Origin of the sequence: Streptomyces sp. NPDC052012 (assembly GCF_040689265.1) — a bacterium.
GTDB lineage: Bacteria > Actinomycetota > Actinomycetes > Streptomycetales > Streptomycetaceae > Streptomyces.
Map to the genome: position 1 here is coordinate 12,732 of NZ_JBFAXA010000038.1, position 24,833 is coordinate 37,564.

The window sequence follows — 24,833 nt, forward strand, 5'->3', positions numbered from 1 at the left end:
GTTAACCGTTTGTTGGATTCGGGTTGGGCGATTACTAGAAATGCCTTCCTAGCGTCTTCGACGTGCCAGCAAGTGCAACGAAAGCCCTGCGGGTGGCGGTCCTCGCGGATTCCGACACCCGGTGGAAATGGGGCGCGCTCACCGCGAACCGCATCGCCCCGCACAGCGGCGACCGGCCGGAGATCCGGCTGGACGGCTATCTGCTGCGCGGCCGTGCGACCCCGACCGCCCGCCAGTTGACGGAGGTCGGCGTCCGCGCGGACTCCCTCAGCGAGGTGACCGCGGTCGAGTTCCTGCGCGCGATGAGCGACAAGACCTACGACGTCCTCGTCCTCGCCCTCGTCGGCGGCGGCGTCCAGGCCATGCTGCACGGCCTGGGGCGGGTCTGGGAGGACCGGTCGACACGCCCCGTCGTCGTCACCGGCTACGTCGGCGTGGTCTACGAGAAGCTCGCCGACGGGTTGCTGCTGCGCCACGGCGCCGACCTCGTCCTCGCCAACTCCCGCCAGGACGCGGAGCGTTTCCGCGCCGTCTACGAGGGCGTGGGCGCCGACGCCTCCTCGGTCACCGAGGTCGCGCTGCCGTTCCTCGGCGGTGCGGCGTACGCCGGTGAACACAAGCCCCGCACGGTGGTCTTCGCCGCCCAGCCGTCCGTACCGGAGAGCCGCAAGGACCGTACGTACCTGCTGGACCGGCTGGTGCGGCACGCCCGCAGGCACCCCGAGCGCGAGGTGCTGCTCAAGCTGCGCTCCAAGCCGGGTGAGCACACCACGCACATCGAGGAGCTGCCCTACCAGAAGCTGGCGCAGAAGATGGACCTGCCGTCCAACGTCCGCCTGGTGTACGGGCACATGGGCGAGGTGCTGGACCGGACCGACCTGCTGGTCACCGTCAGCTCCACGGCCGCGCTCGAGTCGCTGCACCGGAGCATCCCGACGGCCGTCCTCACCGACCTGGGCGTGCGGGAGTCGCTGGGCAACCACCACTTCATCGGCTCCGGCTGCCTCGCCTCCTGGGACCAGCTCGACGACGGCCACCTGCCGGTGCCGGACGCGGAGTGGGTCGCCCGGCAGGGCGTCGCCGCGGACGGGGCGTACGAGACGGCGTTCGACGCGGCGCGTGAGCGCATCGCCAAGCTGCTCTCCTCGGGTGACCTGCCGCCGCTGGCCCCGTACTACACACCGGTCACCGCGCCCGGATACCTCCCGGGCATCCTCGCCCGCCATCACCTCGGCGTCGATGGCAGCCCGCTGCCGGGGGCGCCGGCCGCCGACACATCACCGGGTCCCGTGCGGCAGATCGTGCGGCGGGCGGCGCGGGGTGCCTACCGGCACGGGGTGCAGCGGGTGGCGCCGGTCATTCGGCGGATGGGGGAGCTGTGAAGTCGTCCGCTGCGCCGTCTGGGCTGGTCGCGCCCCGCGGCGGAGCCGCAAATCGACACAGCCCCGCGCCCCTTCGAGGCACGTCTATGACCCCCTCTTTTCAAGGAGTGGACGCCATGTCCCAACCTTCGGCTGACGTCGGTGCTTCCGTGCCCCGGGTGCTTGCCGTCATTCCCGCACGCGGGGGCTCCAAGGGCGTGCCCGCGAAGAATCTCGCGCCTGTCGGTGGCGTCCCCTTGGTCGCCCGGGCCGTGCGCGAGTGCCGGGCCGCGCGGCACGTCACCGACGTGGTGGTCTCCACCGACGACCAGGCCATCGCCGCCGCCGCGCGCCAGGCCGGCGCCGAGGTCGTGCTGCGGCCCGCCGCCATCGCCGGCGACACCGCCACCTCCGAGGCGGCCGTCCTGCACGCCATGGAGGCCCACGAGGCCCTGCACGGCGCCCCGGTGGACGTCGTCCTCCTCGTCCAGTGCACCAGCCCGTTCCTGATCCGCGAGGACATCGACGGGGTGGCCGCGGCCGTCACGGAACAAGGTGCCGACACGGCGGTGACGGTGGCCCCGTTCCACGGCTTCATCTGGCGCGACAGCGGCGACGAGGCGAGCGAGGCCAACCCCGCCGCGCCCGCCGGAGGCTACGGCGTCAACCACGACAAGTCCTTCCGCCCCCGCCGCCAGGACCGCCCCCAGGACCTGCTGGAGACCGGTGCCGCCTACGCCATGGACGCGCACGGATTCCGCACGCACCGGCACCGCTTCTTCGGACGCACCGAACTCGTCCGCACCGACCCGGCCCGGGTCCTCGAGATCGACGACCCGCACGACCTCGCCCGCGCCCGCGCCCTCGCGCCGCTCTTCGACGCGAACCGGCCCGGCGCCCTCCCGACCGCCGAAGACGTCGACGCGGTCGTCCTCGACTTCGACGGCACCCAGACCGACGACAGGGTGCTGATCGACTCCGACGGACGGGAGTTCGTCGCCGTGCACCGCGGCGACGGACTCGGCATCGCCGCGCTGCGCAGAAGCGGCCTGAAGATGCTGATCCTGTCCACGGAACAGAACCCGGTCGTCGCCGCCCGCGCACGCAAGCTCAAGCTCCCCGTGCTGCACGGCGTCGACCGCAAGGACCTCGCACTGAAGCAGTGGTGCGAGGAGCAGGGCATCGCGCCGGAGCGCGTGCTCTACGTCGGCAACGACGTCAACGACCTCCCGTGCTTCGCCCTCGCCGGCTGGCCCGTGGCGGTCGGCAGCGCCCACGACGTCGTACGCGGCGCCGCCCGCGCGGTCACCACCGCCCCCGGCGGTGACGGCGCCATCCGGGAGATCGCCGGCTGGATCCTCGGCCCCTCCCTCGATTCCCTCCCCCAGTAAGGAAACCCCCTGTCATGAGCAACTCCCGCATCCGCACGCTCGGTTCCCGCGAGGCCGGCCCCGGCCGCCCCGTCTACATCACCGGCGAGATCGGCATCAACCACAACGGCGACCTCGAGAACGCGTTCAAGCTGATCGACGCCGCCGCGGACGCCGGCTGCGACGCGGTCAAGTTCCAGAAGCGCACGCCCGAGATCTGCACCCCGCGCGACCAGTGGGACATCGAGCGTGACACCCCCTGGGGCCGGATGACGTACATCGACTACCGCCACCGCGTGGAGTTCGGCGAGGACGAGTACCGCCAGATCGACGAGTACTGCAAGCAGAAGGGGATCGCCTGGTTCGCCTCCCCGTGGGACACCGAGGCCGTCGCCTTCCTGGAGAAGTTCGACGTCCCCGCCCACAAGGTCGCCTCGGCGTCCCTGACGGACGACGACCTGCTGCGCGAACTGCGCGCGACCGGCCGCACGATCATCCTCTCCACCGGCATGTCCACCCCGAAGCAGATCCGCCACGCGGTGGAGGTCCTGGGCAGCGACAACATCCTGCTCTGCCACGCCACCTCGACCTACCCCGCGAAGGCCGAGGAGCTGAACCTCCGCGTCATCAACACCCTCCAGCAGGAGTACCCGAACGTCCCGATCGGCTACTCCGGCCACGAGACCGGCCTGCAGACCACCCTCGCCGCCGTCGCGCTGGGCGCCTGCTTCGTCGAGCGCCACATCACCCTCGACCGCGCCATGTGGGGCTCCGACCAGGCCGCCTCCGTCGAGCCGCAGGGCCTCACCCGCCTCGTCCGCGACATCCGCACCATCGAGGCGTCCCTCGGCGACGGCGTGAAGAAGGTCTACGAGTCCGAGCTCGGCCCGATGAAGAAGCTGCGCCGGGTCCCCGGCGTCGTCGCCGAGGCGGAGATCGCCGCGGCCGCGGGCGAGCCGCTGACCGTCTGAGCCCACCAGTCCCACCCTTACGACGACGGGAACGGTCGTACGTCGATGAGCCCCCGCGCCGGGAACGCCGGCCCCCACACTCTCGCCTTCGTCGAGAGCCCGGTACAACTGCTGAACGTGCTGGAGTGGGCGCACGCGCACGCTCCCGGCGCGGGGCTCACCCTCGTGGTGCTGTCCCCGGTCGACCCCATGACCCGCGGCCAGCTGCGCCGCATGTCCGAACTCGCCCGCGAGGAGGGCCACACGGTCCGCTGGGAGGAGGCGAGGAACGGACCCACCGCGCCCCTGCAGACCATCGGCGGCCTCACCACCCTCCTGCGCCGGGCCGGCCGCATCCTCCTCGGCGACCCCTTCTCCCGCTACGTCCAGCTGCTGCTGACCATCACCCGCGCCCGCGAGGTCGTCGTCGTCGACGACGGCACGGCGACCATGGAGTTCGTCGGCCAGCTGGCCCGCGGCGAGCGCCTGGTGCGCTGGCACCGCAAGGGCGGCCGCCCCGGCCCCAAGGACCTCCTGCTCGCCCCGGTCTCCGCCGCCGCCCGCCGCCGCCTGACCCCGGGCGGGAAGCGCAGCGTCGAGGTCTTCTCCTCCATGCCGATGGAGGACACCCCGCCGGGCGTCACGGTCACCGCCAACACCTTCTCCTGGACCCGCGCCCGCTTCGGCCCGCCCCGCATCACCAAGGGCGCCGACCTGGTGGGCACGTCCCTGGTGGAGACCGGCGTGGTCGACTCCGACGCCTACCTGGAAGCCGTCCGCTCCCTGGCCACGAAGCACGGCGCGACCCGGTACTTCGCCCACCGCCGCGAGAGCACGGAGAAGCTCCACCGGCTCGCCGTCGAGACGGGCCTGCAGATCGTCCGCCCGGAACTCCCCCTGGAGCTGATCGCCCGCCGGGGTCCGATCGGCAGCACGATCCTCAGCTTCCCCTCCACGGTCGTCCACACCCTCCCGCTGGCGCTGTCCGGCACGGACGTCCGGGTGGCGGTCTGCGACATCGACCCCACCTGGCTGACCGAGCACGCCTCTCCCCGGGCGCAGGGCTTCCTCTCCGGGGTGACGGACACGGCGCGCGACGCACACCGCCTGGCGGCGGTACCGGCGGTCTGAGCGCCCTTCCCGCTACGGCTCCTGCTGGGACCTGCGCGACGGCTCCTGTGGCCGCCGCGCCAGCAGCAGGGCGCGGGGGCGCTTCTCCTCGCCGGCCGGCTCCCTCATCACCTGCGCCGTCAGTTCCAGCCCGGCCTTGCCCAGGTGGGCGGTCACCGACCCGGGGGAGCGCCAGTAGTAGTCGAGCGAGATCGCACGGCCGAAGCGTTCGTCCAGGTGCAGGGTGCCGTCCTCCGCACCGGACTGGAAGGCGAGCAGGACCGGGGCGCCCGGGGCCAGGACGCGGTGGAACTCGGCGAAGAGGGACGGCAGGTGCTCGTCGGGGACGTGGATGATCGAGTACAGCGCCACGATCCCGCCCAGCGACCCGGCCGGGAGGTCCAGATCCGTCATCGAGCCCACGTGGAAGCGCAGCCCGGGATGCGCCGCGCGGGCCAGGGCCACCATGCGCGGTGAGATGTCCACGCCGAAGACCGGCAGCCCGAGGCGATGCAGCCGGGCCGTCACATGGCCGGGGCCGCTGCCCAGGTCCGCCACGGGCGGGCGTGCCGTGCCGTCGCCGCCGGGGCCAGCGGCCAGTTCCGCGAAGGCGGTCAGCAGGGCGCGTTCCAGCGGCAGGTCGCTCAACCCGTCCGCGAAGCGGTCGGTGTAGTCCTCCGCCATGGCGTCGTACGAGGCACGGGTGGTCCGCAGGAACTCCGGGTCGGGTGCGCGCATGGGGCCGCACCCTAGCCAGCGCCGCCCCGCGGTGTCCGCCAGTTGAACCGCTCCGCGTGGGCAGCGCCATGCGTGGTAACCGTGGAGAGAACGGGCGCGTGCCGCCGCCGAGGCGGAGGATGTGAGAGAAGTCACTCTCCGCAGGTCGGGCAGCCGGTCGGGTGGCTGGTCGCGCGGCCCGAACCCCATGAAAAAGAGCGAGAAGCTTACCCATCTTGATTGACTGCTATGCGTAGGGCGGCAAGATTTTCTTCCCCTAAGGGGTTGAATTTTCTTGATCGGGGGTCGGTGGACGGCCCCGGCGCCCTACTCTTCAAAGGGTGAAGCCACTGATGTCACTGGAGTCCGAGATCGATCTCCCCGGGGGAGCGGTGCTTCCCGGTGCGCTCCCCGAGGCCCTGCGGGCCGAGCTCGTGGCGTTCCGGCGCGATCTGCACATGCACCCGGAGCTCGGCAACCAGGAGTTCCGCACGACCGCCGCGATCAAGGAGCGGCTCGAGCGGGCCGGTCTGAAGCCCCGCGTCCTGTCCGGCGGGACCGGCGTGATCTGTGACATCGGCACGCCGCTCGACATGGTCACGGACACGGCGATGCTCGCCATGCGCGCCGACATCGACGGCCTGCCCATCCCCGACATGAAGGCCGACTGCCCGTACCGCTCGACCGTGCCCGACCGCGCGCACGCCTGCGGCCACGACGTGCACACCACCGTCGTGCTCGGTGCCGGTCTGGTCCTGGCCGAACTGCACCGCCAGGGAGCACTGCCCCGGCCCGTGCGGCTGATCTTCCAGCCCGCCGAGGAGGTGCTGCCCGGCGGTGCCGCCGACGCCATCGAGGACGGCGCGCTCACCGGTGTCGGGCGGATCATCGCCCTGCACTGCGACCCCCGCGTCGACGCCGGGAAGATCGGGCTGCGCGAAGGCCCCATCACCTCCGCCTGCGACCGGCTGGAGATCGCCCTCGACGGCCCCGGCGGCCACACCGCCCGCCCCCACCTGACCACCGACCTGGTCACCGCCGCCGCCCGCGTCGTCACCGACGTGCCCGCGCTGGTCGGCCGGCGCGTCGACAGCCGCAGCGGGCTCGCCGTCACCTGGGGCCGGATCGAGTCGGGCCACGCGCCCAACGTCATCCCGCAGCACGCGGAACTCTCCGGCACGGTGCGCTGCCTCGACCTCGACACCTGGCGGCAGGCGCCCGACATCCTGGTCGCCGCGATCGACGAGGTGGCCAACCTGCACCGCGCCAAGTCGGAGATCAACTACGTGCGCGGGGTCCCTCCGGTGGTCAACGAGGCCGGCGTCACCGAGCTGCTGCGCGACGCGATGATCGCGCGGCGGGGTGTCGAGTCGGTCGAGGGCACCGAACAGAGCCTCGGCGGCGAGGACTTCTCCTGGTACCTGGAGCACGTGCCGGGCGCGATGGCGCGGCTCGGTGTCCGCACGCCGGGCGATCGGATCGTCCGGGACCTGCACCAGGGCGACTTCGACGTGGACGAGCACGCGATCACGGTGGGCGTGGAGCTGTTCACGGCCGCGGCACTGCTGGACGCGCTCCGGTAGTCCCGCGGGTCACACTGGCCCCGTCGTTCCCCACTCGCCCCCTTCCGCTTGCACAGGCGGCGGGGGAGGGGCAGCGTGGTGCGTGCCTCACAGGCATGGGCACAGCACCGATGCACCGGTGCACCGGCCATCGGCACGAATGGATAACGGCCCCGCGGAACCCCGTTCCCAGGAGTGTCTACGCGCGTTAATGTGCGCCGAACCGAGCACCCGCTGCGGGGCTTTGGAGAATGGGGAACTTCAGATGCGTCGGATATCCAAACTGACCCGCGTCGCGGTGGGGGTCGCGTCGCTCGCACTCGCCGCCACTGCCTGCGGTGGCACCAGCAGTGACAACGGCGACAGCGGCGGCTCGAAGGAAGACCTCGGTCTCGCCATCGCGTACGACATCGGCGGCAAGGGCGACCAGTCCTTCAACGACGCCGCCTACGCCGGCCTTGCGAAGGCCCAGAAGGAGTTCGGCTACAAGACCGACGACGTCGAGCCCACGGAGGGTGAGACGGACGCGGACAAGGAGCAGCGGCTGAGCTCCCTGGCCCGCCAGGGCTACAACCCCGTCATCGGTGTCGGCTTCGCGTACGGCCCCGCGATGAAGGCGGTGGCCGCGAAGTACCCGGACACCACGTTCGGCATCGTGGACTCGGTCGTCGAGGGTGACAACGTCGCCTCGCTGGTCTTCGCCGAGGAGCAGGCGTCGTACCTGGCCGGCGTCGCGGCGGCCAAGGCCACGAAGACGAAGACGGTCGGTTTCGTGGGCGGCGTGGACATCCCGCTGATCCACAAGTTCGAGGCCGGTTACAAGCAGGGTGTGCAGGACACCGACCCCAAGGTGAAGGTGATCTCGCAGTACCTGACGCAGACCGCCGAGGAGGGTGGCTTCTCCAGCCCGGACAAGGGCAAGGCCGCGGCCGAGGGCCAGATCGAGAAGAAGGCCGACGTCGTCTACCAGGCGGCGGGCCTCTCCGGCCAGGGCGTGATCGAGGCGGCGGCGAAGGCGAAGGTCTGGGCGATCGGTGTCGACTCGGACCAGTACAAGCAGGAGGCGCTCGCCGCGTACAAGGACTACATCCTCACGTCGGCGCTGAAGGACGTGGGCGGCGCGGTCTACACGCTGGCGAAGTCGGTCCACGACGACAAGCCGCTGACGGGCACCCAGGTCTTCGACCTCAAGGTGAACGGCGTGGGCCTGTCCGACAGCAACCCGAAGATGGCGGAGATCGCGGGCCTGACGGACGCCGTGGCCAAGGCGAAGGAAGGCATCATCGACGGCTCCATCAAGGTCAAGACGGAGTAACCACACCGTTGCGGTGTGAGCGGGCGGAGACCGACGGTCTCCGCCCGCTGCCGTTGCGGGGCCGGTGGCGGGCGGCGTGCCGGTCCGGTGGGGGTGCGCGTCTTATGCCTGCGGCGCCACCGCGGCTTCGGTGGGGGCTGAGGTAGCGCCTACGGCCGGTGGGTGAGTCGGGGCCGGGGCGGTGGTGTCCGTCCTCGGTCTGGCGCGAAATCGGTCGCTCAACGAGGAACTGCTGTTGACGCGCCAGCCGCTGCGGGCAGACACCACCGCCCCGTCCCCTCCCCGCCGTACGCGTGCGCGCCACACCCACGGCCTCTGGTGCGCGCCCGCCGTACACGGCTGCGGACCTCGCACAGTTCCGCCAGATGCTGCCGTGGGTCCTGCCCTACGGCACGTCGCCGTGTGACGCACGGGAGCAGCCCGGCACGTGGCACATGGGCGTCGCTGTGCCCGGTGTCGCCTGCCGGCAGTCGCGCACGACGGCAGGGACCATGCACCGTGGGCGTTGCGCGCTCGCCCACGGCGGGGAGGGGACGGGGCGGTGGTGTCCGCCCGCAGCGGCTGGCGCGTCCGCGCCGACCCGCTTCTCGAGTCGACCGATTCCGCGCCAGACCGAGGACGGACACCACCGCCCCGGCCCCGACTCACCCACCGGCATGAGGCGCTACGCGCACCCCCACCGAAGCCGCGCAGGCGCCGCAGGCATCAGGCGCGTACCCCCACCGCACCCGCGGAGCGCATCGCCGCCCGCGACCCCGCCACCGTGATCGCCACGACGCCCGCCACCGCCACCAGCCCGACGCCCACCGCCCCGGCCCAGCCACCGCCGTGGAACGCCACCGCGCCCACCGTGCTGCCGGCGCTCGAGCCGACGTAGTACGCGGACTGATACAGCGCCGACGCCTGCGCCCGCCCCTCCGTCGCCGTCTTCCCGACCGCCGACGACGCCACCGCATGCCCCGCGAAGAACCCCGCCGTGATCAGCACCAACCCGAGCAGCACCAGCGACAGGGCATCCACCAGCGACAGCACCAGCCCCACCGCCGTCGTACCGCCCGCCGCGTACAGCGCCCCCCGACGCCCGAGCCGCCCCACCAGCCGCCCAGCCGCCGACGCCGACACCGTCCCGACCAGATAGACCAGGAAGATCGACCCCACCACACCCTGCGGCAAGGAGAACGGCGCCGACGTCAGCCGGTACCCGATCACCGTGTACACCCCACCGAACACCGTCATGAACAGCGCCCCGATGGCGTACAACCGCCGCAGCAGCGGATTCGCGAGATGCCCCCGCACCGTCCGCACCAGCACCCCCGGCCGCAGCGACCCCGCCCGGAAGTGCCGCGGCACCGGCAGCAGCAGCCGGAAGGCCACCGCGCACCCCACCGCGATCACGCCGAGCACACCGACGGCGACCCGCCAGCCCCACTCCTGAGCCACCCACCCGGTGATGACCCGCCCGCTCATCCCGCCGACGCTGTTGCCGGCCACGAACAGCCCGATCGCCGTCACCAGCGCCTTCGGGCGCACCTCCTCCGCGAGATACGCCGTCGCCGACGCCGGCAGCCCCGCCAGCGCCGCCCCCTGCAACGCCCGCAGGGCAACGAGCCAGCCCAGCGACGGAGCGAACGGAACCACCAGCCCGACCGTCACCGCGACACCCAGCGACGCCGTCATGACCGTGCGCCGCCCGAACCGCTCCGACAGCGCACTCATCGGCAGCACGAACACCGCCAGTCCACCCGTCGCCGCCGCCACCGTCCAGCTCGCGTCACTCGCACTCACCCCGAAGTCCCCGGAGATCAGCGGCAACAGCGCCTGCGTCGAGTACAGCAGAGCGAACGTGGCGACCCCCGCGAGGAAGAGCGCGAAGCTCATCCGCCGGTAACCGGCTCCACCCGGAGCCATACGCGAGTCGACAACACAAGAAGCGGCAGAAGATCCGGCGCCCACGACGGTGGACGCCCCGGTACTGGCGGGATTCATGACCCCGACGCTACGGACGCCCCGCCTCATCCGTCCAATGCATGGAATGGCCATAATCGTTCCCATGCCGCATCAGCAGAGGTCACAGGAACGACTGTCACCGTCCAGTGACACAGAAGACATGGCGATGTTGCTCGCCCCCCGCCTCGCCCACTTCGCCGGCGTCGCCCGCACCGAGCACGTCACCCGCGCCGCCCAGCAGATGCAGGTCCCCCAGTCGACCCTGTCCCGCGCCATGGCCCGTCTCGAACAGGACCTCGGCGTCGACCTGTTCGCCCGCCACGGGCGCACGCTCTCCCTCACCCCGGCCGGCCGCACCTTCCTCACCTCCGTCGAGCGCGCCCTCGCCGAGATCGAACGCGCCGCCGAGGAGGTCCGCGCCGACGCCGACCCGGCCACCGGCAAGGTCGCCTTCGGCTTCCTGCACACCATGGGCGCCGAGACCGTCCCCGGCCTCCTGCACGCCTTCCGCGCCGACCACCCGCGTGTCCGCTTCAGCCTGGTCCAGAACTACGGCGAGGCCATGCTGGAGCGCCTCCGCGCGGGCGAACTCGACCTGTGCCTGACCTCCCCGGTCCCCGACGCCCCCGACCTCGTCGCCCGCCGCCTGGACGAGCAGAAGCTGCGCCTGGTCGTCCCGGCCGACCACCGTCTCGCGGCCCGCCGCCGCATCCGCCTGGCCGAGGCCGCCGACGAAACCTTCGTCACCCTGGAACCCGGCTACGGCCTCCGCCGCATCACCGACGACCTGTGCACCCAGGCCGGCTTCAAGCCGAGGGTCGCCTTCGAGGGCGAGGAGGCCGAGACCCTCCGGGGCCTGGTGGCAGCGGGCCTGGGGGTGGCCCTCCTCCCCCCACCGACCGTCCCCCGCCCGGGCGTCGTCGAGCTGACGGTCACGGCTCCCCGAGCGGTCCGGGAGATCGGCCTGGCATGGCTGGCAGGCCACCCGGACACACCCCCGGTGGCCGCTTTCAAGAAGTTCCTGCTCTCAAGGCGAGGGAGCCTGCTCCCCACCTAGAGGCGCGGGGAACTGCGCGACCAGCCACATGCGACCGGCACTCGACCACGAACCCCCCGACGGCACTCGACCACGGCCCCACACCCCGACGGCGCTACCGCCACCGCCCGAACCCGGAAGCCAGCGGCATCCGCAGCCCCAGCGGCGGAGGCGCCGCCAAGGCATCCCGCACCGGCCGCGCGAACGCCCGCCCGAACAGAACTCCCATCACGAAGTCCTCGGCGAGGGCCAGCACTTCGTCCCGGTACTGATGCAACCCGTGTCCATCGGCGTGCACTTCGAAGCGGCACACATCCCGGTTCGCCTTCTTCGCCCGCGCCGCCAGCCGGAACGACAACTCGGGATCGGTCCGTGCGTCGTTCGTGCCGTGCACGATCAACACCTGCCGTCCCGCGAGCTGTTTCACCGGTTCGGGTGAGGCCGCCACGTCCTCCTCCGGCAGCCAAGGGGCCAGCGCCAGCACCGAGTTGACGGCTTCGTGTCCGCCCGCCCGCAGTGCGGCGCGCCCGCCCATCCCGGTCCCGGCGAGGCACACGGGTACGTCCCCGTACCGCCGTACGACCTCGTCGGCGGCCCACTCCCCGTCACGCGCCAGATGCGCGGCGCTGCCGTTCCAGCCCCGATACCGGTAGTGGACGACGTGGACGGCCAGCCCCTCCTCCCGCCCGGCGCGGCAGAGGCGGCGCCCCAGCGCGCGTACGGAGGCCGTCGCCAGCAGGGGCGACGGTCTGCGGTCGGAGGCCTCCTCGCCGTCGGGGAGCAGCAGCACCACTCCGCTCACCGCCGTCGGCTCAGGGCCGAGCGTCCTCCCCAGCCGGGCCCTGCGAACCGGCGTCGCTTGCTGTGCCATGGCAGAACATTCTCAGAAGGGCGGGTGTACTCCACCCGTCCGTGCGGTCACCGTTACGTATCGGCGCACGTGTTCCCCACGTCCCGGCACATTCACCCCGCCCGGCATCTACGCGCGTAGGGCGGCGAGGCGTTACAGTGCGGAAATGACGAGCCAGACCATCGCGAACACCCCGACACCGGACCAGATCCGCCGGGCGCCCAAGGTTCTGCTGCACGACCACCTCGACGGCGGGCTGCGCCCCGGCACCGTCGTCGACCTGGCCCGTGAGACCGGCTACTCCCCTCTCCCCGAGACCGACCCGGACAAGCTCGCGCTCTGGTTCCGGGAGGCCGCCGACTCCGGTTCCCTGGAGCGGTACTTGGAGACCTTCTCGCACACCGTCGGCGTCATGCAGACCCGCGACGCCCTCGTCCGCGTCGCCGCCGAGTGCGCCGAGGACCTCGCCGAGGACGGTGTCGTCTACGCCGAGGTGCGCTACGCCCCCGAGCAGCACCTCGAAGCCGGACTCACCCTCGAAGAGGTCGTCGAGGCGGTCAACGAGGGCTTCCGTCAAGGGGAGCGGCGCGCCAAGGAGAACGGCCACCGCATCCGCGTCGGCGCCCTGCTCACCGCCATGCGGCACGCCGCCCGCGCCCTGGAGATCGCCGAACTCGCCAACCGCTACCGGGACCTGGGTGTCGTCGGCTTCGACATCGCGGGCGCCGAGGCCGGTTACCCGCCCACCCGGCACCTCGACGCCTTCGAGTACCTCAAGCGGGAGAACAACCACTTCACCATCCACGCCGGTGAGGCCTTCGGACTGCCGTCCATCTGGCAGGCGTTGCAGTGGTGCGGCGCCGACCGGCTCGGGCACGGGGTGCGCATCATCGACGACATCCAGGTCCGTGAGGACGGCACGGTGGAGCTCGGCCGGCTCGCCTCCTACGTCCGCGACAAGCGCATCCCGCTGGAGATGTGCCCCAGCTCCAACCTCCAGACGGGAGCGGCGTCCTCGTACGCCGAGCACCCGATCGGACTGCTGCGCCGGCTGCACTTCCGGGCCACGGTCAACACCGACAACCGTCTCATGTCGCACACCAGCATGAGTCGGGAATTCGAGCATCTTGTCGAGGCATTCGGTTACACGCTCGACGACATGCAGTGGTTCACCGTCAATGCGATGAAATCAGCGTTCATTCCTTTCGACGAACGACTGGCCATGATCAATGACGTCATCAAGCCGGGATATGCAGAACTGAAATCCGAATGGCTGTTCCGGCAGACCGCCTCCACCAGCGGTTCTGTGGCCGAGGAGGGCTGAGGAGAAGGCTTCTCGACACCAGGGACACGGTCCGCGTTCACAATCCGTCCGCATTTCGATGTTTGCGGCCGGTGGTGCCGCGTGTTTACGGTCACAGGACCGCTCACATCCCCGTATCCCATTCGAGGACGCATTTTCATGAAGCAGTCTGCTGCCAAGACCCTCGGTGTCGCCGCTCTCGGTGCCGCCTTCGCCGCCGTCGGTGCGGGTGCCGCCGGCGCCGCCCCGGCCGTCCCGGACGCCGCCCCGGCCCTGGACGCCGCCAACCGGACCCTCCCGGCGGAGAACGTCGCCGTGCTGCCCGCCGCCGGCCAGACGCTGGAGACGGGCAAGGAGCTGGCCGGCACGGGTCTGACGGCCGCGGAGCCGGTCGCGAAGGAAGCCGCGAAGGACATGGTCGCCAAGGACCCGACGGCACCGGCGAAGGGCCTGCTCGGCGGACTGCCGCTGGGCCAGCTGCCCACCAAGGGGCTCAACGTCAACGGGCTCCCGCTCGGCGGCTGACGCGGAACAGCCCGATGGGGCGCACCCGGTACTCGGGGTGCGCCCCATCGGCGTACACGCAGGGAGACGGCGGCAGCGGACCGGAGCCGCGGCGGACCGGACTACCAGGCCGTCCGCGTCTTGCTCTCCGACGGCAGCAGGATCCACAGCGCGATGTACAGCAGGAACTGCGGGCCCGGCAGCAGACACGACAGCAGGAAGATCACCCGCATCGTGGTCGCGGAGGTGCCGAAGCGCCGGGCCAGCGCGGCGCAGACTCCGCCGATCATGCGGTCGTTGGTCGGGCGGGCGAGGCGAGACATTGCGGCTCCTTCGTGAGCGGTGCGAGGCCTCCCGTCCGGATGCCTCATCTGCCGTCCACGCTACGGAGACGAAGGGGGCAAAGCGTCGCTCCACGGGGCGATTCCGACCCTGGGAATCGTCGGGGTCCGACCCTGAGCCGGCTCCTCCCGGGGGACGGCCGTGGCGGCCCGGCGTACCGCCCGGCGGCGCAGCCAGGAACGGCCCGCGGGCACCACCGCCGCGTGCGCGAGACCCGCGCCCAGGGTGTTGAGCAGCAGCGAGTCGATGTCGACGACCTGACCGGGCACCGCCGTCTGCAGCATCTCGATGCCCAGCGACAGCAGGGCCGCCGCGGCCATGGTGCGGATCAGTGAACCCAGCGGCGAGACCACCAGCCGCCCGCCCGCCATCGGAAGCAGCACACCCAGCGGAGCCAGCAGCGCCAGCCCCTCACCGACCCGCCGGGCCCCCGCCACCCAGCCGAGCGCGAAGTCGGCCCGGATGCCGTCCAGCGGCCGCAGATTGGCGGGCATCACCCAGGGGACGTCCAGGGGGCGCAGCGTGAACCAGGCGACGAACGCCAGATACGCGGCCAGGAGGAGACCTCCCAGCACACGGATGCGGATCGCGGCGGTGCCGCCGATGGAGCCTTGACGCTGCACGCCCCCCTAGACGCGGCCTTCGGCGCAATCGGTTCCGCGATGTCACCCGTTCCGCCGATGAGGCATTCGCCACAACGCACCGGCACCGGGTCCGGCGTGTGAGGTCGCGCGGCAGGCACCGGCGGGTCTCAGCCCCCTGTGGTCTCCGAGGACGGCGGCCGCTCGCTGCCGGGGCGGGCACGCACCTCGTCCGTGCACTGGTAGCGGCGCGGCGTGTCACGGCCGGGGCCGGCCAGGATCACCGAGCCGTCGCCCTCGGCCGCCGCCGAGTCGGACAGGGTGCATACGATCTGCGCGAGCGCGGAGGAGCTGAGGTCGCCGGGCGCGGCACTCAGCCGCAGCGCGTCGTCCGGATCCCCGCGCCGCGGTCCGCTCACGGCGATCCCGCTCCGTACGTGCGTGGTGTACCCGGCCTCCTTCTCGGCGGCCGACGGCGGTGCCGAGAGCTGGTCGAGCAGCCCCTGCGCGATCAGCGCGCGCCGCCCGGAGTCGGCCGCGCCGTCCGGCACCCGCACCGTGCGGTCCACGGCCACCAGCGACGAGCCGCACAGCAGGAACACCTGCACGGGCAGCCCCCGGTCGGCGCGGGAGGAGACCTCCGGCTCGCCCAGCGAGCAGCGCACCCGCGAGGGCGCGGGACCGAAGTCGGTCGGCACCTCGGTGGCGCGGATGCCGCATCCGGCGAGCAGGGCGCCGAGCGCGGTGACGGCGAGCAGTCCCGGCAGCCGGCCGCGGACCGTCCGCCGTCCGGTCGGCCGTCGCGGGTTCGTCAGGCCGTTCATCAGGCGTCCCCCTTAGCGCCTTCGCCCTTGCCGTCGTCCTTGCGCGTGCCGCCGCCGCTGCCGCGGGCCCCGGCGCCGTCGCCGTTTCCGGTCTCGTCCTTGTCCTCCGTCAGCGCGGAGGCGTCCCGGGGCAGCCGCAGGGTGAACACCGCGCCGCCGTCGGGAGAGTTGGCCGCGGTGATCTCACCGCCGTGGATATGGGCGTTCTCCTGCGCGATGGACAGGCCGAGGCCGCTGCCCTCGGAGCGCGGCCGGGACGCGCTGGCCTTGTAGAAGCGGTCGAAGACGTGCGGCAGGACGTCCTCCGGGATACCGGGTCCGTTGTCCCGCACCTCGATGACCACCGCGCCGCCGTCCGGCGCCCGGTCCGCCCCGTCCGCACCGCCGGTGTCGCCCACGCCGTCCGGGCCGCCCGTGCCCCCTTCTTCGCGCACCGACACCCGCACCGGCGAACCGCCGTGCTTGAGCGCGTTGCCGATGAGGTTGGCCAGGATCACGTCCAGCCGGCGCGGATCGATCCGGGCGTGGATACCGCGCTCGGCGTCCAGCTCGACCGCGTCCAGCCAGGCGCGGGCGTCGATGCAGGCGGTGATCTGGTCGGCGATGTCCACGTCGTCGAGGACCAGCCGGGCCGTGCCCGCGTCGAAGCGGGTCACCTCCATCAGGTTCTCGACCAGGTCGTTCAGCCGCCGCGTCTCGCTGACCACCAGCCGCACCGCGGGCTCGATCATCGGGTCGATCCCGCCGCCCTCGAACTCCAGCTCCTCCTCCAGGACCTCGGTGACGGCCGTGATCGCGGTGAGCGGCGTCCGCAGCTCATGACTCATGTCGGCCACGAACCGGCGCGACGCCTCGTCGCGCGCCGCCATGTCCGCGACCCGCTTCTCCAGCGCCTCGGCCGCCTTGTTGAACGTCCGTGAAAGATCCGCCAGTTCGTCCGTCCCCGACACTCTCAGCCGGGTGTCCAGCCTGCCCTCGCCGAGCCGCCGGGCCGCCGCGCCGAGCCGCTGCACCGGCTTGAGCACGGTCGTGGCGGCGGCCTGCGCGAGCAGCGCCGAGCCGATCAGCGCGAGACCGGTCGCGATCCCCAGCGACCAGGCCAGCGAGTTGAGGTCCTTGGCCTCCGGCTCCAGCGACTTGAGCATGTAGCCGGTCGGCCCGCCGTCGATCATCCGTGTCCCCGCCACCAGGTAGGGGGTGTCGTCCTCGACGATCCGCTGCCAGTACAGGTGGTACGGGTACTTGTTGGTCGAGGAGATCTTCTGCCGTTTCGTGACCGCCTCGCGCAGCGAGGCCGGGACGTCCTGCAGCGAGAAGCCGTTCAGCCCGCCCGAACTGCCGTACACCGTGCGGCCCTCGGGGTTCTCGGCGATCAGCAGCACGGTGAAGCGCTGGCTGCTGTTCGCCATCTGGCTCGCGGTGTGCTGCAGTTCGTCCTGCGTCGGACGCGCGGGCAGCGCACCCGCCCGGTTCTGCATCTCCTGCTCGAAGCCGCGCAGCACCGCGTCCTGCGTGCGGGTGAGCACCGCCTCGCGGTTCAGCCAGTACGCGATCCCGGAGGCGGACACCGCCGCGGTCAGCGCGACCAGCCCGAACACGACGACCAGCCGCAGCCGCAGACTGGTCAGGCGCAGCCGGGACCACACTCCCTTGCGTGCCGCGGACCAGCCGCGGGACCCCCCTTGGTGCTCCTGTGTCACTGAGGCGGATCCAGCCGGTAGCCGACACCGCGCACGGTACGGATCAGCGTCGGGGACGACGGCACGTCCTCGACCTTGGCGCGCAGCCGCTGGACACACGCGTCCACCAGGCGCGAGTCGCCCAGGTAGTCGTGCTCCCACACCAGCCGCAGCAGCTGCTGCCGGGACAGCGCCTGACCGGGCCGCCGGCTCAGCTCCAGAAGCAGCCGCAGCTCGGTCGGCGTGAGCTGGAGGTCCTCCCCGTTCTTGGTGACGGTCATGGCGGCACGGTCGATCACCAGGCTGCCGAAGGTCGCCGAGTCGCTGGACTCCCGCTCGCCGCGCCGCAGCACCGCCCGGATCCGGGCGTCCAGCACCCGGCCCTGCACCGGCTTGACGACATAGTCGTCCGCGCCGGACTCGAGACCGACCACGACGTCGATGTCATCGCTGCGCGCGGTCAGCAGGATGATCGGCAACTGGTCCGTGCGCCGGATGCGCCGGCACACCTCGAACCCGTCGATGCCGGGCAGCATCACGTCCAGCACGATCAGGTCCGGCCGCTGTTCGCGCAGCAGTTTCAGACCGTCCTCACCGCTGGCAGCGGTCGCCACCCGGTGTCCCTGGCGCGTCAGGGAGAGCTCCAGGGCCGTGCGGATGGCGTCGTCGTCCTCGATCAGCAACAGGGAAGGCACGCGCTCATTCTGGCCCATGGAGGGCCCCCTGTTCGACCCGTGGACGCAGATGCCCGCCTGGCCCCCATAAGGGCGGCTACGTGCACGGACACCTGTGAACGTTCTGTGTCCGGACCGTGGCGGACCCCTGTGACAGCTCTGTGACAGTCGGCGGACACGGCCATGAAGTCGCCCGGGCAGGATTTTCCGCACAAGCAAGCCAGCACCGAAGACACCGGAAGTCCACGACGGGGGGCGCGGGATGAACACGCTGCACAGCACCAGCACCAGCGCAGTGATCACGCGTCTGCACGACGTGCACCGAGGGGGAGAGAAGTCCGGTGCTGTGAGCGGGCGGGGGTGCGCTCGCAGCACCGGGCGTCAGCACACCGCGTACATGACGGTGGTTGACGCGCCTACGGGGGAAACGCACGGGGGAGCCGCGTACGGGGAGGACCCGGGGGAGCGCCGCTCGCTGTCGGAAGCGGAGTTCACCGCCTACGTCCAGGAGCGCCGCGCCTCCCTGTACGCCACCGCCTACCACCTGACCGGCGACCGCTTCGAGGCCGAGGACCTGCTGCAGAGCGCGCTGTTCTCGACCTACCGGGCGTGGGACCGGATCAGCGACAAGGCCGCGGTCGGCGGATACCTCCGCCGCACCATGACCAACCTGCACATCAGCGCGTGGCGCCGCCGCAAGCTGAACGAGTACCCGACCGAGGAACTGCCGGAGACGGCCGGCGACACGGACGCGATGCGCGGCACCGAGCTGCGCGCGGTCCTGTGGCAGGCGCTCGCCCGGCTGCCCGAGCTCCAGCGCACCATGCTGGTCCTGCGCTACTACGAGGGCCGCACGGACCCGGAGATCGCGGACATCCTCGACATCAGTGTCGGCACGGTGAAGTCCAGCATCTGGCGGTCGCTCCGCCGGCTGCGCGAGGACGAGGTCCTCAGCTTCGGCCGTGACGAGGAGGACGCCTTCGGCGAACTGGTCGCCTGAAGGTCAGGGGGGTCCGGGGGGTTCGGGGGAACCGGGGGGACTCTCGGGGGAACGGGGGAGAAGCGGGGGGCCGCGGGGCGTCGGGGGACGCCGGGGAGACGTCGGGGGGCGTCACCGCGGAAGTGAGAACGGGGGAGCGCGGGGGAGTACGGGGGAGGCAAGGAGCGGGACTGGAGGGCCGGGGGGTCCGTCCAGTCCCGCTTTCGCGCGTCTACGCGGCCGTACTCGCACTCGTGCCGGTCGTCGCCCGCCCGCGGCACGCCGCGGACGCCATGCGGCCCAGCGCCTCGTCCCGGTCGCAGGCGTACGCGCCCAGCGCCGTCTGACGGGCGATGATGGACCGCTCCAGCCGCATCAGCCGCCACCCCCGCCGCAGCAGGAACGGCACCGACTTGCGGCCCTCCTTGAGGTCCCGCACGAAGCGACGGCGGAACGTGCGCACCGGACCGCGGTTCAGGCACAGCGCGTCCGCCAGCACGCCCAGTTCACGGCAGCGGGTGACGATCTCCGCGGCGAAGATGCCCTCGGCGATGAACAGCGGGGTGCGGCCGATGTCGACGGTGTCCTCGCCGGTGCGGGCGCTCAGCGAGATGTCGTAGACGGGGACGTGCGTACGGCCCGTGTGGCACAGGCGGTCGATCGCGGCGACGGCGGCGTCCGCGTCCCAGGAGTCGGGATGGTCCCAGTCGATGGCCGAGCCGCCCGGCAGCAGCGGCAGCGTCGGGTCGCCGGCCTCCTTGTAGAAGTCGTCGAGGCGCAGCACCGGGAGGCCGGAGCGGGCCGCGATCAGGGACTTGCCGGAGCCGGAGGGGCCGCAGAGCAGCACGACTCGCGCGGATATGGGCGACTGGGAACTCACGGGACACCAGTGTGAGGCATCGAACGGGCGCCGTACGACCCTGCGGGTCCGCTTTGAAGCGTGCGTCACATCTCAACTACGCTTCGCGTCGACCTGATTACCCAGCGAGATCAGAAGGTGGCACACCGATGGCCCGACAGGACTCCCCCAAGACGTCGACCGTCCGACGCGCCCTCGCCGTCCTGGCGACCGCGTCCGTGGCGCTGGGCGCCGCCGCGACGACGGCGGCAGCCGCGGACTCCGAGTCGCTGCTGGGCGAGAGCGGCAGCCGCTCCGGCGCGCTCGGCCAGCTCGACCCGCAGGCCGGCCTGGAGTCGGCGACGGGCACGGTCGGTCATGCCACCGCCCCGGTCACCGATCTCAAGCCCAACCCGCTCGACGGCACCGGCTTCGACCCGCTCAGCAACGGCGTCGGCACCCAGGTCGCCGACTTCCAGCCGGTCAACTCCCGTACGGTGACGGACCCGGTGGCCCGCGCCGACTCGATCGGCGGCATCCAGCCGATCGGCCAGGCCACCGAGACGCTGCGCGGCTGATCCGGGCCGCTGCAGGAGGCGAAGAGCCGCGCCCCTCCCGGACGGAGGTGGGGCGCGGCTCTCCGGTGTGGGGGGTGGCGGTCAGTAGGACGAGCCCGACGCGCCCAGCGAACCCGTCGGGTGCCAGACCGTCTTCGTCTCCAGGAACGCCGTCATACGGTCCAGGCCGGGCGTGGCCGACCAGTCGTCCACAGGCTGTGGACGAAGGACGCGCTTGAGGTTGTCGGCCGCCGCGATCTCCAGCTCCTTCGCCAGCACCTCGTCGGCGCCCGCCAGGTCGATCGCGTTGACGTCCTGGTGCGCGGCGAGCGGGGCCGCGATCTCCGCCGTGCGGCCGGAGAGGATGTTCACCACGCCGCCGGGGAGGTCCGAGGTGGCCAGCACCTCGCCCAGGGAGAGGGCGGGCAGCGGGGACTTCTCGGAGGCCACCACGACCGCCGTGTTGCCGGTCGCGATCACCGGGGCCACGACCGAGACCAGGCCCAGGAAGGACGACTCCTGCGGGGCCAGGACCGCGACCACGCCGGTCGGCTCCGGGGAGGAGAGGTTGAAGAACGGGCCCGCGACCGGGTTGCCGCCGCCCACCACCTGGGCGATCTTGTCGGTCCAGCCCGCGTACCAGACCCAGCGGTCGATCGCCGCGTCGACCTGCGCGGCCGCCTTGGACTTCGACAGACCCTCCGCGTCGGCCACCTCACGGACGTACTGGTCGCGGCGGCCCTCCAGCATCTCCGCGATGCGGTACAGGATCTGGCCCCGGTTGTACGCCGTCGCCCCGGACCAGCCGCCGAACGCCTTGCGCGCGGCGACCACCGCGTCACGCGCGTCCTTGCGGCTCGACTGCGGAGCGTTGGCCAGCCAGTTGCCCTTCGCGTCGGTCACTTCGTACACCCGGCCGCTCTCGGAGCGGGGGAACTTGCCCCCGACGTACAGCTTGTAGGTCTTGAGGACGGAGAGTCGGGGGGAATCAGACATCGAGGTACGCCTCCAGGCCGTGGCGGCCGCCCTCGCGGCCGAAGCCCGACTCCTTGTAACCGCCGAACGGCGAGGTCGGGTCGAACTTGTTGAACGTGTTGGACCAGACGACGCCCGCACGGAGCTTGTTCGCCACCGCCAGGATGCGCGAGCCCTTCTCCGTCCAGATGCCCGCCGACAGGCCGTACGGCGTGTTGTTGGCCTTGGCGACCGCCTCGTCCGGGGTGCGGAACGTCAGCACCGACAGCACCGGGCCGAAGATCTCGTCGCGGGCGACGGTGTGCGCCTGGGTGACGTTCGTGAAGAGCGTCGGGGCGAACCAGTAACCGGACGTCGGCAGTTCGCACTCGGGCGACCAGCGCTCCGCGCCCTCCGCCTCGCCCCGCTCGACCAGCGAGGTGATCCGGCTGAGCTGCTCCTCGGAGTTGATCGCGCCGATGTCGGTGTTCTTGTCCAGCGGGTCGCCGAGGCGGAGCGTGGAGAGCCTGCGCTTGAGCGACTCCAGCAGCTCGTCCTGGATCGACTCCTGGACCAGGAGGCGGGAGCCGGCACAGCAGACCTGGCCCTGGTTGAAGAAGATGCCGTTGACGATGCCCTCGACGGCCTGGTCGACGGGGGCGTCGTCGAAGACGATGTTGGCGCCCTTGCCGCCCAGTTCGAGGGTGAGCTTCTTGCGGGTGCCGGCGACCGTGCGGGCGATCTCCTTGCCGACGGCCGTGGAGCCGGTGAAGGCGACCTTGTCCACGTCCGGGTGCGCGACCAGGGCTGCGCCCGTGTCGCCGTAGCCCGGAAGGATGTTGACGACGCCCTTCGGCAGACCGGCCTGGCGGCAGATGTCCGCGAAGAACAGGGCGGACAGGGGGGTCGTCTCGGCGGGCTTGAGGACGACCGTGTTGCCCGTGGCCAGCGCCGGGGCGATCTTCCACGCCAGCATCAGGAGCGGGAAGTTCCAGGGGATGACCTGGCCCGCGACACCGAGCGGGCGCGGGTTCGCGCCGAAGCCGGCGTGGTCCAGCTTGTCGGCCCAGCCCGCGTAGTAGAAGAAGTGCGCGGCGACCAGGGGCAGGTCCGCGTCCCGGGTCTCCTTGATCGGCTTGCCGTTGTCCAGGGTCTCGAGGACGGCGAGCTCGCGGGAGCGCTCCTGGATGATCCGGGCGATGCGGAACAGGTACTTCGCGCGCTCGGAGCCGGGCAGCGCCGACCACTTCTCGAAGGCCTTGCGGGCGGCCTTCACGGCGCGGTCGACATCCGCCTCGCCCGCCTGGGCCACCTCGGAGAGGACCTCCTCGGTGGACGGCGAGACGGACTTGAAGACCCTGCCGTCGGCCGCCTCGGTGAACTCGCCGTCGATGAACAGGCCGTAGGACGGGGCGATGTCGACGACCGAGCGGGACTCGGGCGCCGGCGCGTACTCGAAAGCGGACGACCGCTTGTCCGTGGTCTTTTCGGTCATGGTGATCAGTCCACCGTCACGTAGTCGGGGCCGGAGTAGCGGCCGGTCGCCAGCTTCTGGCGCTGCATCAGCAGATCGTTCAGCAGCGAGGAGGCGCCGAAGCGGAACCAGTGGTTGTCCAGCCAGTCCTCGCCCACCGTCTCGTTGACCAGCACCAGGAACTTGATCGCGTCCTTGCTGGTCCGGATGCCGCCGGCCGGCTTCACGCCCACCTGGACGCCGGTCTGCGCACGGAAGTCACGCACCGCTTCCAGCATGAGCAGGGTGTTCGCGGGGGTCGCGTTGACGGCGACCTTGCCGGTCGAGGTCTTGATGAAGTCCGCGCCGGCGAGCATGCCGAGCCAGGAGGCCCGGCGGATGTTGTCGTACGTCGACAGCTCACCGGTCTCGAAGATCACCTTCAGCCGTGCGGACCCGCAGGCCTCCTTCACGGCGACGATCTCCTCGTACACCTTCATGTACCGGCCGGCGAGGAACGCGCCGCGGTCGATGACCATGTCGATCTCGTCCGCACCGGCGGCCACGGCCTCCTTCACGTCCGCCAGCTTGACCGCGATCGGGGCGCGGCCCGCCGGGAAGGCGGTGGCGACGGAGGCGACCTTCACGGAGGAACCCGCGACGGCCTCCTTGGCGGTGGCCACCATGTCGGGGTAGACGCAGACCGCTGCCGTGGCGGGGGCCGTACGGTCGGTCGGGTCGGGCAGGACCGCCTTCGCGCCGAGCGCCCGGACCTTGCCCGGGGTGTCCGCGCCTTCCAGCGTCGTCAGGTCGACCATCGAGATGGCGAGGTCGATCGCGTACGCCTTCGCGGTCGTCTTGATCGAACGGGTGCCGAGGGAGGCGGCGCGCGCCTCCAGGCCGACGGCGTCGACGCCGGGCAGCCCGTGGAGGAAGCGGCGCAGCGTGCTGTCGGACGCGGTGACGTCGCCGAGAGGCTTTGGTGCAGTGGTGGGCATGCTCACAAGCCGAGCATATCTACGCGCGTAGCGGCTGTACAGCCCTCGGAGGGATCTCGTGCGGCGGCCGGTGTGTGCGAACGGTCTTGCGGGCGTCGGGCAGAATCGGGGGCATGACCTCGCCTGACTCGCAGTCGCCTTCGCCTTCGCCTGAGCCGGAGAACCGGAACCAGGACCGGGACCGGGTGTACCGGTCGCCCGCGGGCATCGCCGGCGGTGTGCTGCTGCTGGCCGTCATGGGGTGGCTCGGGATCGACGCGCTGATCTCCGGCGAGGGGCGTACGCCGTGGCTGGCGCTGGCGGCGCTCGTGCTCCTGGTGCCGCTGGTGGTGGCTTTCACGGTGCGGCCCGCCGTGTACGCCGGGCGCGACCGGCTGCGGGTCCGTAACCCGTTCCGGGTGATCGTGCTGCCCTGGGGGCAGGTGGCGCAGCTGCGGTCCGGCTACTCCAACGAGGTGCTCACCGAGGCCGGGGCGAAGTACCAACTGTGGGCGCTGCCGGTGTCGCTGCGGGCCCGCAAGCGGGCGGCGCGGCAGGAGATGAGGGCACAGGCGCAGCGGGGGCAGGGCGTCGACGTGCGGTCCGCGGGGCAGGGCCCGAGTGTGGGGAGCGCGTTTCGGCGTGGCGGAGCGGCTTCGCAGGGTGCGGCTGCGGGGCCGGTGCGGTCGCAGACCGATCAGGCCATGGACGAGCTGCGGGAGCTGCACGAGGCGAGGCAGGGGGCGGCTGACGCGCAGGGTGAGGTTTCTGTGCGGTGGGCGTACGAGATTCTCGGGCCGGTGGGGGCTGGGGCCGTGTTGCTGGCGGTTCTGCTCGCGGTGGCGTGAGGTTCCGCCGGCGGTGGCGTGAGGTTCTGCTTGCGGTGGCGTGAGGTTCCGCCGGCGGTGGCGTGAGGTTCTGCTTGCGGTGATGTGGTGATGCGCGGGGTG

At 71.7% G+C, this 24,833-nt stretch carries 24 protein-coding genes; 12 read left to right on the plus strand and 12 right to left on the minus strand.

Annotated elements, in window-relative coordinates; genetic code table 11:
• The first annotated feature begins 62 nt into the window (after nt 1–62).
• The 4 genes from AB0412_RS34385 to AB0412_RS34400 all read left to right on the plus strand — a co-directional run bounded on the left by AB0412_RS34385 (nt 63) and on the right by AB0412_RS34400 (nt 4,812).
• Nucleotides 63–1,382 (plus strand): DUF6716 putative glycosyltransferase, encoded by a 1,320-nt coding sequence (locus tag AB0412_RS34385; protein WP_366406540.1) that lies wholly within the window; start codon nt 63–65, stop codon nt 1,380–1,382.
• Nucleotides 1,383–1,498: 116 nt separating this feature from the next.
• Entirely contained in the window at nt 1,499–2,752 is a 1,254-nt protein-coding gene (locus AB0412_RS34390) for an N-acylneuraminate cytidylyltransferase (protein ID WP_366406541.1), read from the plus strand.
• Nucleotides 2,753–2,766: 14 nt separating this feature from the next.
• Nucleotides 2,767–3,702: an N-acetylneuraminate synthase family protein gene (locus AB0412_RS34395; RefSeq protein ID WP_366406542.1), complete on the plus strand. Its 936-nt coding sequence runs from the start codon at nt 2,767–2,769 to the stop codon at nt 3,700–3,702.
• Between the two features lie 45 nt (nt 3,703–3,747).
• Nucleotides 3,748–4,812: a hypothetical protein gene (locus tag AB0412_RS34400; protein ID WP_366406543.1), complete on the plus strand. Its 1,065-nt coding sequence runs from the start codon at nt 3,748–3,750 to the stop codon at nt 4,810–4,812.
• A 12-nt stretch (nt 4,813–4,824) separates the two neighbouring features.
• Here AB0412_RS34400 and AB0412_RS34405 read toward each other — a convergent pair whose 3' ends face one another.
• Nucleotides 4,825–5,529: a class I SAM-dependent methyltransferase gene (locus tag AB0412_RS34405; RefSeq protein ID WP_366406544.1), complete on the minus strand. Its 705-nt coding sequence runs from the start codon at nt 5,527–5,529 to the stop codon at nt 4,825–4,827.
• Between the two features lie 332 nt (nt 5,530–5,861).
• Between AB0412_RS34405 and AB0412_RS34410 the strand changes: the two genes are divergently transcribed.
• Both AB0412_RS34410 and AB0412_RS34415 read left to right on the plus strand, forming a co-directional pair.
• Nucleotides 5,862–7,091 carry a M20 family metallopeptidase gene (locus tag AB0412_RS34410; RefSeq protein WP_366406572.1) on the plus strand — a complete coding sequence of 410 codons (1,230 nt, stop codon included), beginning with the start codon at nt 5,862–5,864 and terminating at the stop codon, nt 7,089–7,091.
• A gap of 244 nt (nt 7,092–7,335) precedes the next feature.
• Complete coding sequence (locus AB0412_RS34415) at nt 7,336–8,385, plus strand: BMP family ABC transporter substrate-binding protein (protein WP_366406545.1); 1,050 nt, start codon at nt 7,336–7,338, stop codon at nt 8,383–8,385.
• Nucleotides 8,386–9,090: 705 nt separating this feature from the next.
• On the opposite strand, the gene AB0412_RS34420 is transcribed toward AB0412_RS34415, so the two are convergent.
• Complete coding sequence (locus tag AB0412_RS34420) at nt 9,091–10,371, minus strand: MFS transporter (RefSeq protein WP_366406546.1); 1,281 nt, start codon at nt 10,369–10,371, stop codon at nt 9,091–9,093.
• A 64-nt stretch (nt 10,372–10,435) separates the two neighbouring features.
• Between AB0412_RS34420 and AB0412_RS34425 the strand changes: the two genes are divergently transcribed.
• Nucleotides 10,436–11,389: a LysR family transcriptional regulator gene (locus AB0412_RS34425; RefSeq protein ID WP_366406547.1), complete on the plus strand. Its 954-nt coding sequence runs from the start codon at nt 10,436–10,438 to the stop codon at nt 11,387–11,389.
• A gap of 94 nt (nt 11,390–11,483) precedes the next feature.
• On the opposite strand, the gene AB0412_RS34430 is transcribed toward AB0412_RS34425, so the two are convergent.
• Entirely contained in the window at nt 11,484–12,239 is a 756-nt protein-coding gene (locus AB0412_RS34430) for an alpha/beta hydrolase (RefSeq protein ID WP_366406548.1), read from the minus strand.
• A 145-nt stretch (nt 12,240–12,384) separates the two neighbouring features.
• On the opposite strand from AB0412_RS34430, the gene AB0412_RS34435 reads away from it, so the two are divergent.
• Together AB0412_RS34435 and AB0412_RS34440 are read left to right on the plus strand one after the other, a co-directional pair.
• A complete protein-coding gene (locus tag AB0412_RS34435) occupies nt 12,385–13,542 on the plus strand; it encodes an adenosine deaminase (protein WP_366406549.1) in 1,158 nt (385 codons plus the stop codon).
• Nucleotides 13,543–13,680: 138 nt separating this feature from the next.
• A complete protein-coding gene (locus tag AB0412_RS34440) occupies nt 13,681–14,046 on the plus strand; it encodes an ATP-binding protein (protein WP_366406550.1) in 366 nt (121 codons plus the stop codon).
• Between the two features lie 101 nt (nt 14,047–14,147).
• Here the strand turns inward: AB0412_RS34440 and AB0412_RS34445 are convergent, their stop codons facing one another.
• From AB0412_RS34445 to afsQ1, 5 genes are all read right to left on the minus strand, one after another.
• On the minus strand, nt 14,148–14,348 hold the full coding sequence (locus tag AB0412_RS34445) for a PspC domain-containing protein (RefSeq protein WP_260829531.1): 201 nt from the start codon (nt 14,346–14,348) through the stop codon (nt 14,148–14,150).
• 60 nt (nt 14,349–14,408) lie between these two features.
• The gene (locus AB0412_RS34450; protein ID WP_366406551.1) at nt 14,409–14,990 is read right to left on the minus strand and encodes a VanZ family protein; all 582 of its coding nucleotides are present in this window, start codon (nt 14,988–14,990) and stop codon (nt 14,409–14,411) included.
• Nucleotides 14,991–15,118: 128 nt separating this feature from the next.
• Nucleotides 15,119–15,772, minus strand: coding sequence for a hypothetical protein (locus tag AB0412_RS34455; RefSeq protein ID WP_366406552.1), 654 nt, complete (start codon nt 15,770–15,772; stop codon nt 15,119–15,121).
• Nucleotides 15,772–17,472: a HAMP domain-containing sensor histidine kinase gene (locus AB0412_RS34460; protein WP_366406553.1), complete on the minus strand. Its 1,701-nt coding sequence runs from the start codon at nt 17,470–17,472 to the stop codon at nt 15,772–15,774. Before AB0412_RS34460 ends, AB0412_RS34455 begins: the two co-directional genes overlap by 1 nt.
• Nucleotides 17,469–18,146: a two-component system response regulator AfsQ1 gene (afsQ1, locus tag AB0412_RS34465; RefSeq protein ID WP_006133375.1), complete on the minus strand. Its 678-nt coding sequence runs from the start codon at nt 18,144–18,146 to the stop codon at nt 17,469–17,471. The genes AB0412_RS34460 and afsQ1 overlap by 4 nt, the downstream gene beginning before the upstream one ends.
• A 241-nt stretch (nt 18,147–18,387) precedes the next feature.
• Between afsQ1 and AB0412_RS34470 the strand changes: the two genes are divergently transcribed.
• The gene (locus tag AB0412_RS34470) at nt 18,388–19,125 is read left to right on the plus strand and encodes a SigE family RNA polymerase sigma factor (RefSeq protein ID WP_366406554.1); all 738 of its coding nucleotides are present in this window, start codon (nt 18,388–18,390) and stop codon (nt 19,123–19,125) included.
• Between the two features lie 211 nt (nt 19,126–19,336).
• Here the strand turns inward: AB0412_RS34470 and AB0412_RS34475 are convergent, their stop codons facing one another.
• Entirely contained in the window at nt 19,337–20,053 is a 717-nt protein-coding gene (locus AB0412_RS34475; RefSeq protein ID WP_366406555.1) for a uridine kinase, read from the minus strand.
• A gap of 59 nt (nt 20,054–20,112) precedes the next feature.
• On the opposite strand from AB0412_RS34475, the gene AB0412_RS34480 reads away from it, so the two are divergent.
• The gene (locus AB0412_RS34480) at nt 20,113–20,520 is read left to right on the plus strand and encodes a hypothetical protein (RefSeq protein ID WP_366406556.1); all 408 of its coding nucleotides are present in this window, start codon (nt 20,113–20,115) and stop codon (nt 20,518–20,520) included.
• 81 nt (nt 20,521–20,601) lie between these two features.
• Here the strand turns inward: AB0412_RS34480 and AB0412_RS34485 are convergent, their stop codons facing one another.
• Genes AB0412_RS34485 through deoC form a run of 3 tightly spaced genes read right to left on the minus strand, consistent with a single transcriptional unit; the run spans nt 20,602 to nt 23,904 of the window.
• A complete protein-coding gene (locus AB0412_RS34485) occupies nt 20,602–21,495 on the minus strand; it encodes an aldehyde dehydrogenase family protein (protein ID WP_366406557.1) in 894 nt (297 codons plus the stop codon).
• On the minus strand, nt 21,488–22,948 hold the full coding sequence (locus AB0412_RS34490; RefSeq protein WP_366406558.1) for an aldehyde dehydrogenase family protein: 1,461 nt from the start codon (nt 22,946–22,948) through the stop codon (nt 21,488–21,490). The genes AB0412_RS34485 and AB0412_RS34490 overlap by 8 nt, the downstream gene beginning before the upstream one ends.
• Nucleotides 22,949–22,953: 5 nt before the next feature.
• Nucleotides 22,954–23,904 (minus strand): deoxyribose-phosphate aldolase, encoded by a 951-nt coding sequence (deoC, locus tag AB0412_RS34495; protein WP_366406559.1) that lies wholly within the window; start codon nt 23,902–23,904, stop codon nt 22,954–22,956.
• Between the two features lie 113 nt (nt 23,905–24,017).
• On the opposite strand from deoC, the gene AB0412_RS34500 reads away from it, so the two are divergent.
• On the plus strand, nt 24,018–24,731 hold the full coding sequence (locus AB0412_RS34500) for a PH domain-containing protein (protein ID WP_366406560.1): 714 nt from the start codon (nt 24,018–24,020) through the stop codon (nt 24,729–24,731).
• Nucleotides 24,732–24,833: the final 102 nt, after the last annotated feature.

Coding starts and splice junctions, on each gene's coding strand:
- AB0412_RS34390 (WP_366406541.1), top strand. CDS start 1,499: ATGTCCCAACCTTCGGCTGACGTCGGTGCTTCCGTGCCCCGGGTGCTT.
- AB0412_RS34395 (WP_366406542.1), top strand. CDS start 2,767: ATGAGCAACTCCCGCATCCGCACGCTCGGTTCCCGCGAGGCCGGCCCC.
- AB0412_RS34400 (WP_366406543.1), top strand. CDS start 3,748: ATGAGCCCCCGCGCCGGGAACGCCGGCCCCCACACTCTCGCCTTCGTC.
- AB0412_RS34405 (WP_366406544.1), bottom strand. CDS start 5,529: ATGCGCGCACCCGACCCGGAGTTCCTGCGGACCACCCGTGCCTCGTAC.
- AB0412_RS34410 (WP_366406572.1), top strand. CDS start 5,862: ATGTCACTGGAGTCCGAGATCGATCTCCCCGGGGGAGCGGTGCTTCCC.
- AB0412_RS34415 (WP_366406545.1), top strand. CDS start 7,336: ATGCGTCGGATATCCAAACTGACCCGCGTCGCGGTGGGGGTCGCGTCG.
- AB0412_RS34420 (WP_366406546.1), bottom strand. CDS start 10,371: ATGAATCCCGCCAGTACCGGGGCGTCCACCGTCGTGGGCGCCGGATCT.
- AB0412_RS34425 (WP_366406547.1), top strand. CDS start 10,436: ATGCCGCATCAGCAGAGGTCACAGGAACGACTGTCACCGTCCAGTGAC.
- AB0412_RS34430 (WP_366406548.1), bottom strand. CDS start 12,239: ATGGCACAGCAAGCGACGCCGGTTCGCAGGGCCCGGCTGGGGAGGACG.
- AB0412_RS34435 (WP_366406549.1), top strand. CDS start 12,385: ATGACGAGCCAGACCATCGCGAACACCCCGACACCGGACCAGATCCGC.
- AB0412_RS34440 (WP_366406550.1), top strand. CDS start 13,681: ATGAAGCAGTCTGCTGCCAAGACCCTCGGTGTCGCCGCTCTCGGTGCC.
- AB0412_RS34445 (WP_260829531.1), bottom strand. CDS start 14,348: ATGTCTCGCCTCGCCCGCCCGACCAACGACCGCATGATCGGCGGAGTC.
- AB0412_RS34455 (WP_366406552.1), bottom strand. CDS start 15,772: ATGAACGGCCTGACGAACCCGCGACGGCCGACCGGACGGCGGACGGTC.
- AB0412_RS34470 (WP_366406554.1), top strand. CDS start 18,388: ATGAACACGCTGCACAGCACCAGCACCAGCGCAGTGATCACGCGTCTG.
- AB0412_RS34480 (WP_366406556.1), top strand. CDS start 20,113: ATGGCCCGACAGGACTCCCCCAAGACGTCGACCGTCCGACGCGCCCTC.
- AB0412_RS34485 (WP_366406557.1), bottom strand. CDS start 21,495: ATGTCTGATTCCCCCCGACTCTCCGTCCTCAAGACCTACAAGCTGTAC.
- AB0412_RS34490 (WP_366406558.1), bottom strand. CDS start 22,948: ATGACCGAAAAGACCACGGACAAGCGGTCGTCCGCTTTCGAGTACGCG.
- deoC (WP_366406559.1), bottom strand. CDS start 23,904: ATGCCCACCACTGCACCAAAGCCTCTCGGCGACGTCACCGCGTCCGAC.
- AB0412_RS34500 (WP_366406560.1), top strand. CDS start 24,018: ATGACCTCGCCTGACTCGCAGTCGCCTTCGCCTTCGCCTGAGCCGGAG.